Source organism: Streptomyces huasconensis, assembly GCF_021028635.1.
In the GTDB taxonomy this organism is placed as follows: Bacteria; Actinomycetota; Actinomycetes; order Streptomycetales; family Streptomycetaceae; genus Streptomyces; species Streptomyces huasconensis.
Genome location: NZ_CP086119.1, coordinates 5,434,239 through 5,448,371 on the forward strand (window position 1 = coordinate 5,434,239; position 14,133 = coordinate 5,448,371).

Genomic DNA, 14,133 nt, shown 5'->3' on the forward strand with positions numbered 1-14,133 from the left:
TGCAGGGCCGCGGGGGTGGAGAGATGCGGGGGTCGTTGGGGCTCACCGGGTGCGTGGCAAAATCAGTGGATGCAGATCAGGGTGCTGGGCCCATTCGAAGTGCGCGGGGACGACGGCAACTTGGTCGACGTGCCGGGGGCACGGCTGCGCGGGCTGCTCGTCGCTCTCGCGCTCCGGGCGGGGGACGCGGTCCCGAAGGCGTCGCTCGTCGACTGGATCTGGGGTGAGCAGCCGCCCGCCGACGCGACGAACGCCCTGCAGCGCCTCGTCTCCCGGTTGAGGAAGGTCCTGCCGGACGGGGCGATCGAGGGGCGGCCGGACGGCTATCGGCTGACGGTGGAGCCCGAAGCCGTCGACGCCGTGCGGTTCGAACGTCTCGTCACCGCGGGTCAGGACCCCGCCGGTGACGCCTCCCGGCGGGTGCGGTCGCTGCGCGAGGCACTTGAGCTGTGGCGCGGTGCGGCCATGCAGGACGTCGGGTTGCAGGAGAGCGGCGCGTTCGACGCCGCGGTCGCCCGGCTCGACGGGCTGCGCCTGACCGCCACCGAGGAGCGGTTCGACGCGGAAGTCGCCCTCGGGCGCGGCGCGGGGGTGGTCACGGAGCTGACCGACCTGGTGGCCGCGCACCCGATGCGGGAACGGCTCGCCGCCGCGCTGATGCGCGCCCTCGTGGCCGCCGGCCGCGACAGCGAGGCGCTGCTCGTGTACGAGCGGGCGAGGGAGGCCCTGGCCGACGCGCTGGGTGTCGACCCCTCGCCGGAGCTTGCCGCGCTCCATGTTGCCTTGCTGCGCGGCGAGTTGAAGAAACAGGAGGCGAGCCGCGACACCAACCTCCGCGCCGAGCTGACCACCTTCGTCGGCAAGGACGCCGATGTCGCCGCGGTGCGCGAGCTGGTCGCCGAGCACCGGCTCACCACCGTGACCGGGCCGGGCGGCTCGGGCAAGACCAGGCTGGCCACGGAGACCGCGCGCACGCTCCTCGGTGAACTGCCGGACGGAGCCTGGCTGGTGGAACTCGCCGACATAGGAGCCGAGGACGATGTGGCGCACGCGGCGCTCGCCGGGCTCGGCCTGCGGGAGACCCTGCTCGGCGGAGCCCCGAACGCCGAGCCGACGGACCGGCTCATCGCCGCCATCCGTGAGCGCGAGACGCTGCTGATCCTGGACAACTGCGAGCACGTGATCGAGTCCGCCGCGGTCTTCGCCCACCGGGTGCTCGGGGAGTGCCGGCGGCTGCGCATCCTGGCGACGAGCCGGGAACCGCTCGGCATCACCGGGGAGGCGCTGTGGCCGGTCGAGCCGCTGGCCCTGCCCGGCGGGGACGCGGACCCGCGGACGATCGAGTCGTCGCCCGCCGTCCAGCTGCTGCGGGACCGGGCCGAGGCGGTGCGCCGGGACCTCGCGGACGACGCCCGCACCCTGGCGACGATGGCACGTGTCTGCCGGGCCCTGGACGGCATGCCGCTGGCGATCGAACTGGCCGCGGCACGGCTGCGCACCATGTCCGTCGACCAGCTGGCCACCCGGCTCGACGACCGGTTCCGCCTGCTGACCGGCGGCAGCCGGACCGCGCTGCCGCGCCACAAGACGCTGCGCGCGGCGGTCGACTGGAGCTGGGAGCTGCTCACCGACGCCGAGCGGACGGTCCTGCGCAGGCTCTCCGTGTTCTCCGGTGGGGCGAGCCTGGAAGCGGCCGAGCGGGTCTGCGCGGGCTACGCCGACGACCCGGTGGAACAGGAGCAGGTGCTTGAACTGCTCACCGCCCTGACCGAGAAGTCCTTGCTGCGCGCCGAGGGCGACGGCGCCCCCCGCTACCGCATGATGGGCACGATCAGGGAGTACGCCGCGCAGCGGCTGGCAGAGGCGGGGGAGGCCGACCTGGTGCGCCGCGCGCACTTGGCGTACTTCATCGAACTCACCGAGACCGCGGAGCCGCACCTGCGCCGCACCGAGCAGCTCGACTGGCTGGCCAGGCTGGAGGCCGAGCACGACAACATCAGCGCGGCGATGCGCGGTGCCCTCGCGGCGGGCGAGGCGCAGGAGGCCATGAGGCTCGCGGGGGGCGCGGGCTGGTACTGGTGGCTCAGTGGGCGCAGGGCCGAGGGCATCGAACTGATCACCGCGGCGACCAGGGTTCCGGGCGAGGTGACGGACGAGGCGCGGGCCATGGCGTACGCGCTGGTCGTGCTGTTCGTCAGCGCCGGGCGGGGCGACGAGAAGCAGGCGGAGACATGGATCAGGGAAGCGGACCGGTACGGCCGGCGCGCTCGGCGCAACCCGCTGATGGGGCTCATCAGCGCGACGGTCCGGCTGCTGGACCGGCCCGACGGGGCCCTGACGGCGTTCGAACCGCTGCTTGACGACGAGGACCCCTGGGTACGGGCGCTGGCACGGCTGCACATGGGCAAGATGCGCATCCAGCTGGGTCTGGGCGGGGCGGAGGCCGCGGCCGCCGACGCGTACCTGGAGGGGGCGCTCGCCGAGTTCCAGGCCCTCGGTGAGCGGTTCGGGATCTCGTTCGCCCTGACGGAGCTGGCGGAGCGGTTCGCGATGCGCGGTGAGTTCGCCGCCGCGTGCGCGTACCTGGAGGAGGCGATCACGGCCGTCTCCGAGATCGGTGCCACCGAGGACCTCATCTCGATGCGGGCGCGGCAGGCGCAGCTGCACTGGCTGCTCGGTGACAAGGACGCCTGCGCGGTGGCCCTCGCCGAGGCGGAGCGGCACGCGGAGCGGGTCAGCTGGCCGGACGCGCTGGCCGAGCTGGCCTTCGCGGAGGCGGGGCTCGCCCGGTGGGCCGGTGACACCGAGGAGGCCCGCCGCCAGACCGGTGTGGCGACCGCCCTGCTGGGCGAGGAGGCGGAGTGGGCGCAGAACCGCGCGACACGGCACGACCTGCTCGGTTACCTCACCGAGGACCTCGCCGAGGCCCGCGCGCACCGCGCGGCGGCCTGCGAGGCGGCGGCCGAGGCGGGACACCCGCTGGGCATCGCCAACGTGCTCGTGGGAGTCGCGGACCTGGCGCTGCGCCACGACGACCACGAGCAGGCCGCGCGGCTGCTGGCGGCCGGCCAGGCCGTGCGGGGCCTGCGGGACCACTCCCACCCGGACGTGGCCCGCATCGAGCGGGCCGTGCGGCACCGCCTCGGCGACACGCGGTACGCCGAGGTGGCCCGGGAGGGAGCGGAGGCCGACTGGTCCGAACTGGTCGAGGTCACACTCGCCTCCTGAGGGAGGTGGCGAGCCGGCCGGGGTCACGCACGCTTCTTGAACGTGGAGACCGACCACACGTACCCGATGACGGCGATGCCGACGCACCAGGCGACGGCGGCGATCGCGTCCCCTCGCGACAGGCCGCCCAGCAGCAGCCCGCGCAGCGTCTCGATGATCGGCGTGAAGGGCTGGTACTCCACGAACTGCCGCACACCGGTCCCCATGGTGTTCGCGGGTACGAAGGCGCTGCTCAGGAACGGCAGCATGATCAGCGGTACGGTGCCGAGGCCCGCCGTCTCCGGAGTCTTCGCGGCGAGCCCCAGGGCGACGGTGAGCCAGGCGGCGGCGAAGCTGAGCAGCAGGACCAGGCCGAGCACGCCGAGCCAGTCGAGGGCGCTCGCGGCCGGGTCGAAGCCCATCGCGAAGGCGACCCCGATGATGGCCGCGCAGCCCACCAGGCAGCGCACCGTGGTGACCACGACGTGGCCGTTCAGCACGGCGCCGCGCGAGACGTCCATGGTCTTGAGCCGGTTGATGATGCCCTTCGACATGTCGGAGTTCACGGCCGCCGAGGTGGCCCCGAGGCCGTAGCTGATGGCCATCACGAGGAGACCGGGTGTCGCGTAGTCGATGTAGGCGGCGCCGCCGACGTCGAACGCGCCGCCGAAGACCTTGACGAACAGGAGCATCATCACGATCGGGAACAGGATCGCGTTGAACACCGTGGTGGGGTTCCGCAGGGTGTGCTTCAGATTGCGGCGCAGCATGATCGCCGAATCGGTCAGGGTGGTCGCGACGGCGCTCATCGGTTGATCGTCCCCTCGGTGGTGGCGTGCGTGGTGGTGTGGGCGGTGCCGGCGTGGGCGGTGGTGGTGTGCTCGGTCAGGGCGAGGAACACGTCGTCGAGGTCGGGGGTGTGCACGGAGAACTCCGCGGCGTCGAGCCCGTGGTCGTCGAGCCGGGTGAGGAGGGCCCGCAGCGACCGCGACGCGCCGTCGCTGGGCACGCGCAGGGTCAGCTCCTCGTCGTCCCGGGTGGAGGTGGCGAGGACCCGCGCCGCCGCGTCGAGTTCCTGGAGGCCGGTGAAGCGGAGCCGGACGTGGGTGCCGGGGATCTGGCGCTTGAGCTCCGCGGGGGTGCCGTGGGCGACCAGGCGGCCTTCGTCGAGCACCGCGATCCGGTCGGCGAGCTGGTCGGCCTCCTCCAGGTACTGGGTGGTGAGGAAGATGGTGGTGCCCTCGGCCACCAGCTCGCGGACGATCCCCCACATGGTGCGCCGGCTGCGCGGGTCGAGGCCCGTCGTCGGCTCATCCAGGAAGAGGATCCGCGGCTTGCCGACCAGCGTCATCGCCAGGTCCAGCTTCCTGCGCATACCGCCGGAGTAGGTCGCGGCCAGCTTGTCCGCCGACTCCTTCAGGTCGAACCGGTCGAGCAGCTGTGAGACCACGCGCTCCGCGGAGCGCACGCGCTTCAGGTCCGCCATCATGCGCAGGTTCTCCCGCCCCGACAGCAGGTCGTCCACCGCGGCGAACTGGCCGGTCACGCCGATGACCGAGCGCACCTCCTTGGTCTGGGACGCCACGTCGTGGCCGGCGACGTGCGCGGTCCCGGCGTCGGCCTTCAGCAGCGTCGTCAGGATGTTCACCGTGGTCGTCTTGCCCGCGCCGTTCGGACCGAGCAGGGAGAAGACCGAGCCCGAGGTGACCTCGAAGTCGATGCCGTCGAGCACGGCCTTGTCCCCGTACGCCTTGCGGAGCCCGGAAACTGCAATCGCTGATCTCTTCATGCCGCTACCTTCGCCAGCGGCCCTGTCAGCCCCCTGTCACACCCCTGACACGGACGCTGACGTCCCTGACACGGACGCTGACGTCCCGGACACAGGCGGTGAGACGCAAGTATCGGCATCGCGTCCTATCGGCCCTATCGGCCCGGCCCTGGTCCGAGTCCACGTGGTACACACGTGCGATGACCACCTCCGGCCGGGCGTTCGACGCCGTACTGAGTGACCTCGATGGCGTGATCCGCTTCTACGCCATGGAACAGCTGGAGCAACTGGAGGCCGAGGCCGGGCTGCCACGGGGCAGCACCGCGGAGACGGCCTTCGCGCCCGAGACCGACCTGCCGCTCATGCGCGGCGAGATCACCAGGGAGCAGTGGATCGACTCCATAGCCCGTGGCCTCTCCGACCGGGTGCCGTGGGAGCGGGGGCACGCGCTCGGCACGACGCTGGCGGAGACCAAGTTCCGGGCGGACGACGCGGTGGTCGGGCTGCTCCGGCGGGTCAGGGCGGCCGGGCTCCCGGTCGTCCTGGTGACCAACGCGACGCCCTGGCTCGCCGACGACCTGGCCCTGCTCGGTCTCACCGGCGGCCCCGGCGACGGTGTCTTCGACGCCGTGATCAGCAGCGCCGACCTCGGTGTCACCAAGCCCGACCGCCGCATCTACGAGGTGGCGGCGGAACGGGCCGGAGTCGCCCCCGGCCGTTGCCTGTTCGTGGACGACCTCGAGGAGAACGTCACGGCGGCCGAGGCGCTGGGGATGACCGGCCTGCTCTACCGCGAACCGGCCGACCTGCGGGCGGCGTTGGCACCGCTTCTGTGACGCCCTGGAGCGTTCACTACTGTTCTCCTCAGGGCTGTTCTCCCCCCTGCCGCGTCGGCGCACGTGGATGCCGGGGACGGGGGGCGGAGAACGGGGAACGGGAGAAGCGCAGTGGACGTCAACGCATCGGCCGAGGCCGGCCTGGCCGCACGGTTCGAGGAGCACAGGGCCCGGCTGAACGCGGTCGCGTACCGCATGCTCGGCTCGGTGAGCGAGTCCGAGGACGCGGTCCAGGAGGCGTGGCTCCGGCTCAGCCGCACCCAGGCCGCAGCCACTGCCGCAGCCAAAGGCACTGCCCCGGATGCCTCGGGGCCCGGTGAGGTGCGCAACCTCGGTGCCTGGCTGACCACCGTCGTCGGCCGGATCTGCCTGGACCTGCTGCGTTCACGCCAGTCACGGCGCGAGGAGTCACTCGACGTCTCCCTGGAGACACACGTGCCGGACCCGGTCGTCGGCCGCGTGGACGTGGTCGACCCCGAACAGGAGGCGCTGCGCGCCGACTCGGTGGGCCTCGCGCTGCTCGTCGTACTGGAGACCCTCGCGCCCGCCGAGCGGCTCGCGTTCGTGCTGCACGACATGTTCGCCGTGCCCTTCGACGAGATCGCGCTCATCGTGGAGCGCACGCCCGCCGCGACCCGACAGCTGGCCAGCCGGGCCCGCCGCCGCGTGCAGGGCTCGACGCCGGCCCACGAGAGGGACGTCGCCAAGCAGCGTGAGGTCGTCGAGGCCTGGACGGCCGCCACCAAGGCGGGCGACTTCGACGCGCTGCTCGAACTCCTCGACCCGGACGTCGTGTTGCGCTCGGACACCGGCGAGCTGTCCTCGGGCCTGTCGAAGCTGGTGCGGGGCGCGGCGACGGTGGCCGCGCAGGCCGCCATGTTCGCGCGGCTGGCCGCGCACCAGCATGTCGTGCTCGTCAACGGCCTGCCGGGCCTGGTCGCGGCCCCGGGCGGCGAGGTGTTCTCCCTCGGTTCCTTCACCGTCGTGGACGGCAAGATCGTGGAGATCAACATCATCGCCGACCCGGAGCGGCTGCGGAGTCTCGGGCTCCCGTCGTTCGAAGCCTGAGCCCTTCATGCGGGCGTTCTGCGCACCACCCGCAGTAGGTACTCCTTGCGGTGGAGCGGATCGTGGTCGGTCCGCTCGCGCGACGGGGCCGGGCCGCGCACCGGCTCGTAGTGGTCGAAGGCGGACTCCAGCTCGCCCTCGCCGCGCGTGAGCCCGGGCAGCAGCTGCTCCAGCGCGTGCACCTGCTGGGCGGGGATGTCCCCTTCCAGGCGGTACGAGGTTCCGCTCGCCGCCTGGGTGTGCGGTACCGCCCGCAGCCGGGCCAGGGCGGGCAGCACCGCACCGACCGTGTCGGCGGGCACGTCGAGCCGGAAGCGGTGCATCGGCTCGTGCACCACTGTGCCCGCATCGCGCAGCGCGTCCATCAGGACCAGCGGCGTCAGGTTCCGGAAGTCACCGGCGGTGCTCGACATGCTCTTGTCGAAGGTGCCGTGCGCGTGGCTCTGGCGCGGCCAGTAACCGGCGCGTGTCATGGTGACCGCGCAGTCGGGGACGCGCCAGCCGTACAGGCCCTGGTGCAGCGTCTCCCGGACGGTCTCCTCGACGGCCCGGAAGAACGCGTACGGCATCGAACCCAGCTCGACGCCGAGCCGGAACGTCACCCCCGCGCCGACCGGCGCGGGCTCGACGCGCAGCCCGACCGTGGCGAGGAACGGGTTGGGTTCCTTCTCGCCGACCTCGAACGCCTCGCCCGTGCCGACGACCCGCTCCACGCAGATCGTCGTCGTCTCGCGGAAGGAGACGTCGAGACCGAAGTCCTCGGCGAGCGTCGCCTGGATGACCTCCTTCTGTACCTCTCCGTAGAGGGACACCGACACCTCCTGGCGGACGGTGTCCTGCCGCAGGTCGATCAGCGGGTCCTGTTCGGCGAGCTGCGTGAGCGCGACGTGCAGGGCGCCCCGGTCGGCGGGACGCAGCGGGGTGACGACCGTCTCCAGGGTGGGCGGCGCGAAGAACCGGCCGCCGGGCTCGGCCCCCTTGGGCGGTACGCCGATGACGTCGCCGATCCTGACGTCGCCGAGCCCCCAGAGCCTGCCGATCTGCCCCGCGCGGACCTCGGCGCGGCGCACGTCCGTGCCCTGGTCGAAGACGCTGACGGCGGTGACCTTGCCTTCACGGGGGCCGTCGGCCCTGTCCCCCATCACGCCGGCAGTGCCGTCGGTGACGCCGGTGATGGCGACACGGTCCCGCGTGCGGACCGTCCCCGAGAACACGCGTACGTACGCGATCTTCTCCCCGGCGCTCCCGCGCTCCACCTTGAACACCTTGCCGGACACGGGGCCTCCGGCGTCCCCGGCGGTCGAGGGCAGCAACGCGCGGATGCCGTCGATCAGTTCAGGGACCCCCGCGCCCGTCATCGCCGACCCGAAGTAAACGGGGTGCACCAGGGCCCGCCCGGTCTGCCGGGCCAGCTCGGCGCGCAGGCGGTCGTACGAGAGGGACGAGGCGTCGTCCACGTACGCCGTGAGCAGCGCGTCGTCGTGCCCGGTGAGCAGTTCGACCAGCCGGGCGGTGAACCCGCCGCCCTCTGCGTTCTCGGCGGTGAAGGGCGTGAAGCGGGCCTCACGGGTGCCGATGTCCGCGACCGTGCCCATCGCCACGATGTCGGGGGTGAGCCGCTCGGCGATATGGCTCAGGGAGGCGTCGTACCGGGCGCCGGTGCGGTCCGCTTTGTTCACGAAGATCAGGGTCGGGATGCGCAGCCGCCGCAGGGTGCGCAGCAGGACGCGGGTCTGCGCCTGGACGCCCTCCACCGCGGAGATCACGAGCACGGCTCCGTCGAGCACGCTCAGGACCCGCTCCACCTCGGCGATGAAGTCCGGGTGGCCGGGGGTGTCGATGAGGTTGACCGTGACGCCCGCACCCGTGCCCGTGCCCCCCGGGGCTTCGATGGTGAAGGAGACGACCGCGGACTTGATCGTGATGCCGCGCTGCCGCTCCAGGGCGAGCGAGTCGGTCTGCGTGTTCCCGTCGTCGACGCGGCCGATCTCGTCGATGACCCCGGCGGCGTGCAGGAGCCGCTCGGTCAGGCTGGTCTTACCGGCGTCGATGTGGGCGAGAATGCCCAGGTTCAATGTGTGCGGAGCAGGTGAATGCACGTACCGTCATGTCCTTTGAAGAGAGCTGGCTTTCCTCGGGGCGGGACATGCGCGAACGCCGCATTTGCTGCTCCTTCGTGGACTGCGCCGGTCGTTCGCCGGCTCCCGCCAGTGCAGCAGGGGCCGCCGGACACGGCAACTGATTAACCCGGCTCACGGACGGCTGACGGATCTCCGCGCACGCCCGTTCGCCCGTGGCCCGAGTGGCCGTCCGCGCGGCGCCGCGACTCCGTGTGGCGCACCCACAGCCCGAGACCCCCGGCGACCGCGAGCAGCAGGGCGCTCGCGGCGGGCGTCGGCAGGGCGACGAGACCGGTGGACGCCGGCCGCGCCACGACGACCGTCAGGAACGCCCCCGCCGCCACGCCCGCCGCGACCAGGGCCGTCCAACGTGCGGCGCGGTCCGCGCGGCCCCGCAGGAACCCGGCCACGGACACCCACAGCGCGACCACGACGAGCAGCAGCAGCGACTGGCGCAAGCCGGGGGAGGCCTCCTCCTTGCCGTGGACGAGCCACCGGTAGAGCAGCCACAGGGCGTATCCCTGGAGGACGTCACGGGCGCCGCGCCGGGCCAGGGAGCGCGGGGCCCGGCAGGCCGGAGCCTGAACTTCCGCCGTCCGGGCGCCGCTCATCGACCGGCCCCCGCAGCACCCGTACCGACCGCTTCGATCCCGCGGCGGTCCGCCACCCGCAGCACCAGTGCCGCGTATCCGCAGAGCATCACGACGTCGACGCAGACCGACATCCAGTCCATGTCGGCGGCCGTCTCCTCGGAGGCGAGCGCGCCGACGATCGCGGTCGAAACCCCCATGGCCAGCAGGTTGTTGAGCACGTGCAGGCCGATGGCCGCCTCCAAGCCGCCCGTACGCACCGTCAGGAGGCCCGCGACGAGCGCGAACACCATCAGGTCCGCGAAGCCCCACGGCGTGCCCCAGCCGTGGGCCGCGGCGAACAGCGGAGCCTGGGGCAGGACCGCGAGCCACGGGGAGCGGAGCCAGGCGCCGACGGCCTGGGTGAGCCAGCCCCGGAACACGTACTCCTCGGCCGCCGCCTGGAACGGCACGAGTGCGCACACCATCGCGAGGCCGACCAGGAAGTCGGGGAGTCCGACCCACCGCATGTCGTCCGAGCCGTCGCCCGCCGGGGAGGGCAGCAGCAGCATGACCCCGAACGCCACCGCCACCAGGGGCACTCCCATCGCCGTGCACCGCCCGAGCCAGCGCCACCGCAGCCGCCCGGCGACCGACGACACCGTCCCGGCCGGGCGCCGCTGGGCCCAGCGGGCGGCGAGCAGCACGACGGGGAGCAGCAGCGCGAGGGAGAGCAGGCCAAGGCCCGTCTCCCCGATGCCGCCCCACACCCGGAACCCGTCCCGGTCCACCGGCCGGTCGAGCAGCGCGCCCGCCACCTGGCCGCCGAGCAGGACGAGCAGCATGACGGCGACGCCACCGGCCAGCACCAGGCCGGTGCCCGCGAGGGGACGCCACCAGCGGTGACGTCCGGTGAGCAGGGCGAGACGGTGGTACGGGAGGGGCGAGGGTGCCGGTGGGGGGAGGGGGTGGTGGGGGTACGGCGTGAAGTGGGCGTAGGGGCCGGAGGCGTACGGGCCGCGGGCGTCCGGGATGGCGGCGTACGGAGGGTGAGCGTACGGAGGGGCGGCGGGGGAGGGTGGTGGCGGCGGTGCGAACGGGTCGGGGGAAGGGCCCGCCGGGAAGGGCGTCTCGGTCATGCCCTTCAGCATTCCGGCCCCGACGGGCCAGGGCGTCGGCCGTCGGCAGGATCGCGCTCTCCACCCTGGGATAGAGCCGGGGCGGGACCGGGTGAGCGGGCCGGTACGGCCCCGGGCCCTGGGGCCCCGGCCCGGGCGAAGGCCGCCGCGGTACCGCCCCTCCGTATCATCGGAGCCCATATGGAGGGGATACGTAACTGGCTGCTGCCCGCCCTGTTGGCGATCCAGCAGCTGGCCTACTGGCCGGGGCGCGCGCTGCGGGACGGGGACCAGATCGGCGCCGCGCAGCTCACGGCGGCGCTGATCGTCGCGGTCGTCGTCACCGCGGGGCTCGGCATGCGCCGCGGCCGGCCGGTGGCCGCCGCGCTCGTCGTCGAGGCGGGCATGGCGGGCGGGTTGCTCCTGCCCGAGGACGCGACGCTGCTGCACGGGGTGGCCGTGCTGGTGGCCCTGTACTCGGTCGTGGTGCGCCGCCCGTTGCGCACGGCCGCCCTCGTCGGGTCGGCCCTGGCGGTCGCGGAGGCGGTCCGCGCGGCCGTGCTGTACCCCTCCATGGCCGAGGCCGGGGGCGAGACCCTCATCAACTGCGCGGTCTTCCTCACCGTCCTGGGGCTCGGCCGCAGCCGCCGCCGCTGGCTCGCCGGGCGCCGGGCCGCCGCGCGGGAGCTCGCGCGGGCGGAGGCCGAACGGAACCGGGCCGCCGGGACCGAACGCCTGCGCCTCGCCCGCGAACTGCACGACGTCAGCGCCCACCACCTCACCTCCGTCGTCGTCACCGCGGACGCGGCGCTGCGGCTCGGCGACCGCCGACCGGAACTGACCGCGCAGGCCCTCGCCTTCGCGGCGGACAGCGGACGCGAGACGCTGGCGGCGCTGCACCGCCTCGTCGCGATGATGCGCACCCGCGCGGCGGACGAGGAGAGCGGCATTCAGGAGCGCGTGGGAGAACTGGCCGACGGCTTCGCCCGCCTGGGCCTGCGCCCCGCCGTCGAGGTGACGCCGGACCTCGCGGCCCTGACCGGCCCGGTCGCCGACGCGGCGTTCGGCATCGTCCGCGAGGCCCTCACCAACGCCCTGCGGTACGCCCCCGGGGCCGCCGTACGCGTACGCGTCGGCGTCTTCGAACGTGACGGCGCGGTGGACCTCGTGGTCGAGGACGACGGGGCGGCCGCGGACGCGCCACCCGACGCGTCGTCCTCCGGAGGGAGGCAGCGGCTCGGGTCGGGCCGGGGCACCGCGGGCATGCGGGAGCGCGCCGCCGCGCTCGGCGGCACCCTGGAGGCGGGGCCGCGCGCCGACGGGCCCGGCTGGGCCGTGCGCGCACGGCTGCCGCGCACCACGGCCCCGATGCGCCACCACGCCTCCCGCCACCGGGCCCTGCGCGGCCTCGATCCGGCGGACGGGGCGGCCGTGCTGGCCGCCGCCTCGCTGCCGGTCTTCACCGTCCTCGCGGAGAGCCCCGGCGACACCGCCCTGGCCTGCGGGCCCGCCGTCGCCCACGCGCTGCCGCTGCTGTGGCGGCGCCGGGCACCCTGGGCGGTGCTGTGCGCGGTCCTCGCCACGGCCTGGCTCGCGCCGCTCGGGGTCGCCTTCGGGCTCGTGCCGCCCGCGGTGGCGCTCTGTCTGGCGGTGGCCGGCGGGGTGGGGGAGTGCGTGGCCGTGCACGCCGTGGGAGCCTTCGCGGGTCCGGCGCGGGTCACCTGGACCGCCGTGGTGGTGGGGGCGGCCGGGTTGTGCCTGTCGTGGCTCGCGGTGGCGGCGGCCGACGGCATGGCGGACCTCGACCAGGACGGCGGTTTCGGCGCGTTCCTCTTCATGGCGTGTGCGTTCGGCGTGCTGTCGCTGTTCCCCCTGGCGGTGCCCTGGGTCATCGGCGCGGTGGTCCGCACCCGGCGCGAACGCATCAGGGCGATCGAGGACCACGCCCTCACCGAGACGGTCCGCTCGGCGGTCTTCGAGGCGTACGAGGAGCGCCGCCGCATCGCCACGGAGCTGCGCGGCGAGGTCGTACGGCACGCGGACGCGGTGGTGCGACGAGCCGAGGCGGGCGACCTCCAGGGCGTGACCGACGAGGCGAGAGCGGGCCTGTCAGCCATGCGGAACTTGCTGGCGACGCTGAGAGAGACGACGGACCCGGGCAATGCGCGCGGGGCGCGCAGGGAGGCGGCGGGGGCGGCGGGGTCTGGTGCCGGGGTGGTGTCGGGTGGCTTGGCGGTCGTGAGTCCTACGGCGTCTGTGAGCACCGCGGCGGCTGAGGGCACCACGGCATCCGTGAGTCCGACGACGCCCGTGAGCACCCCGATGCCCGTGGGCACTACGGCGGCCGAGAGTCCCGCGACAGCCGTAAGTCCCACGGCGGCCGAGAGTCCCAGGACGCCTGTGAGCACCACGGCGGCCGAGAGGCATGCGACGCCGCTGGGCCCCGCCACACCCGTAAGCCCCACGACGCCCCTGAGCCCCACCCCACCCGTAAGCCCCACGACGCCCCTGAGCCCCACCCCACCCGTAAGCCCCACGACGCCCCTGAGCCCCACCCCACCCGTAAGCCCCACGACGCCCCAGAGTTCCCCGCTCGCCGAAAGCCACACGGCAGCCGCGAACACCCCTGCGGCCGCGAGCCCCACGGTGCCGTGAGCGCCCTTGTGGCAGCGAGCACAGCGGCAGCCGAGATCCCAAGGAGGTATCACCATCCCCACCGAGAACACAGCGGCCGACGAAGCCGGCGAGGCGCGCCCTGCTGGAACCGTCCGAGTGATGGTCGTCGACGACCAGGCCGTCGTCCGTGCCGGGTTCGCGGCGATCGTCGACGCGGAACCGGACCTGCACGTGGTGGCGGAGGCACAGGACGGTGCCCAGGCCGTGCGGCTGGCACGGGAACTCTCCCCGGACGTCGTCCTCATGGACATCCGCATGCCGGGCATGGACGGCCTGACGGCGACCCGCCTGCTCACCGCGGAGCCCACGGAGCCCGCGGGGGCGGCGCCGCGGGTCCTCGTCCTGACCACCTTCGACCAGGACGCGTACGTCCACGACGCCCTGCGCGCCGGGGCTTCCGGCTTCCTCCTCAAGGACGCGCTGCCGGAGGAACTCCTCGCAGGCATCAGGGTGGTGGCCTCGGGTGAGGCCATGCTCGCGCCCACCGTCACGCGCCGCCTGATCGACGCCTTCGCGGACACGGCCCCCGCTCCGGACCCCGAACTCCTCACCTCGCTCACGCCGCGCGAACGCGAGGTGCTGACCCTGGTGGCGGCGGGCCACACCAACGCCGAGATCGCCGGCGCCCTCGGCGTGACCACCGGCACGGTCAAGTCCCATGTCAACGCCCTGCTCGGCAAGTTGGGGCTGCGCGACCGCGTCCAGGCCACGATCCTCGCGTACGACCTGGGCCTGGCCCGCCCCCGACGGACGCACCGGGAGTGAGCGCGC

General features: G+C 73.7%; 10 protein-coding genes. 5 read left to right on the forward strand and 5 right to left on the reverse strand.

Annotated elements, in window-relative coordinates:
• Positions 1-69: 69 nt before the first annotated feature.
• The gene (locus J2N69_RS24935; protein WP_230902707.1) at positions 70-3,228 is read left to right on the forward strand and encodes a BTAD domain-containing putative transcriptional regulator; all 3,159 of its coding nucleotides are present in this window, start codon (positions 70-72) and stop codon (positions 3,226-3,228) included.
• A 23-nt stretch (positions 3,229-3,251) separates the two neighbouring features.
• Here J2N69_RS24935 and J2N69_RS24940 read toward each other — a convergent pair whose 3' ends face one another.
• Both J2N69_RS24940 and J2N69_RS24945 read right to left on the reverse strand, forming a co-directional pair.
• Positions 3,252-4,016, reverse strand: a complete 765-nt coding sequence (locus J2N69_RS24940) for an ABC transporter permease (RefSeq protein WP_230902708.1) — start codon at positions 4,014-4,016, stop codon at positions 3,252-3,254.
• Positions 4,013-4,996 carry an ATP-binding cassette domain-containing protein gene (locus J2N69_RS24945; protein WP_230902709.1) on the reverse strand — a complete coding sequence of 328 codons (984 nt, stop codon included), beginning with the start codon at positions 4,994-4,996 and terminating at the stop codon, positions 4,013-4,015. Before J2N69_RS24945 ends, J2N69_RS24940 begins: the two co-directional genes overlap by 4 nt.
• Positions 4,997-5,175: 179 nt before the next feature.
• Here J2N69_RS24945 and J2N69_RS24950 point away from each other — a divergent pair, with 179 nt between their 5' ends.
• Complete coding sequence (locus J2N69_RS24950) at positions 5,176-5,811, forward strand: HAD family hydrolase (RefSeq protein ID WP_230902710.1); 636 nt, start codon at positions 5,176-5,178, stop codon at positions 5,809-5,811.
• A 111-nt stretch (positions 5,812-5,922) separates the two neighbouring features.
• Entirely contained in the window at positions 5,923-6,879 is a 957-nt protein-coding gene (locus J2N69_RS24955) for a sigma-70 family RNA polymerase sigma factor (protein WP_230902711.1), read from the forward strand.
• 5 nt (positions 6,880-6,884) lie between these two features.
• On the opposite strand, the gene J2N69_RS24960 is transcribed toward J2N69_RS24955, so the two are convergent.
• The 3 genes from J2N69_RS24960 to J2N69_RS24970 form a co-directional block, all read right to left on the reverse strand.
• Positions 6,885-8,978, reverse strand: coding sequence for an elongation factor G (locus J2N69_RS24960; protein ID WP_230902712.1), 2,094 nt, complete (start codon positions 8,976-8,978; stop codon positions 6,885-6,887).
• Positions 8,979-9,121: 143 nt separating this feature from the next.
• A complete protein-coding gene (locus J2N69_RS24965) occupies positions 9,122-9,610 on the reverse strand; it encodes a hypothetical protein (protein ID WP_230902713.1) in 489 nt (162 codons plus the stop codon).
• Complete coding sequence (locus J2N69_RS24970) at positions 9,607-10,707, reverse strand: CPBP family intramembrane glutamic endopeptidase (RefSeq protein WP_230902714.1); 1,101 nt, start codon at positions 10,705-10,707, stop codon at positions 9,607-9,609. The genes J2N69_RS24965 and J2N69_RS24970 overlap by 4 nt, the downstream gene beginning before the upstream one ends.
• Positions 10,708-10,887: 180 nt before the next feature.
• On the opposite strand from J2N69_RS24970, the gene J2N69_RS24975 reads away from it, so the two are divergent.
• Together J2N69_RS24975 and J2N69_RS24980 are read left to right on the forward strand one after the other, a co-directional pair.
• Entirely contained in the window at positions 10,888-13,341 is a 2,454-nt protein-coding gene (locus J2N69_RS24975) for a sensor histidine kinase (protein ID WP_230902715.1), read from the forward strand.
• 120 nt (positions 13,342-13,461) lie between these two features.
• Positions 13,462-14,127 (forward strand): response regulator, encoded by a 666-nt coding sequence (locus J2N69_RS24980; protein WP_230902716.1) that lies wholly within the window; start codon positions 13,462-13,464, stop codon positions 14,125-14,127.
• The last annotated feature ends 6 nt before the right edge of the window (positions 14,128-14,133 follow it).

Coding starts and splice junctions, on each gene's coding strand:
- J2N69_RS24935 (WP_230902707.1), top strand. CDS start 70: ATGCAGATCAGGGTGCTGGGCCCATTCGAAGTGCGCGGGGACGACGGC.
- J2N69_RS24940 (WP_230902708.1), bottom strand. CDS start 4,016: ATGAGCGCCGTCGCGACCACCCTGACCGATTCGGCGATCATGCTGCGC.
- J2N69_RS24945 (WP_230902709.1), bottom strand. CDS start 4,996: ATGAAGAGATCAGCGATTGCAGTTTCCGGGCTCCGCAAGGCGTACGGG.
- J2N69_RS24950 (WP_230902710.1), top strand. CDS start 5,176: ATGACCACCTCCGGCCGGGCGTTCGACGCCGTACTGAGTGACCTCGAT.
- J2N69_RS24965 (WP_230902713.1), bottom strand. CDS start 9,610: ATGAGCGGCGCCCGGACGGCGGAAGTTCAGGCTCCGGCCTGCCGGGCC.
- J2N69_RS24970 (WP_230902714.1), bottom strand. CDS start 10,707: ATGACCGAGACGCCCTTCCCGGCGGGCCCTTCCCCCGACCCGTTCGCA.
- J2N69_RS24975 (WP_230902715.1), top strand. CDS start 10,888: ATGGAGGGGATACGTAACTGGCTGCTGCCCGCCCTGTTGGCGATCCAG.
- J2N69_RS24980 (WP_230902716.1), top strand. CDS start 13,462: ATGGTCGTCGACGACCAGGCCGTCGTCCGTGCCGGGTTCGCGGCGATC.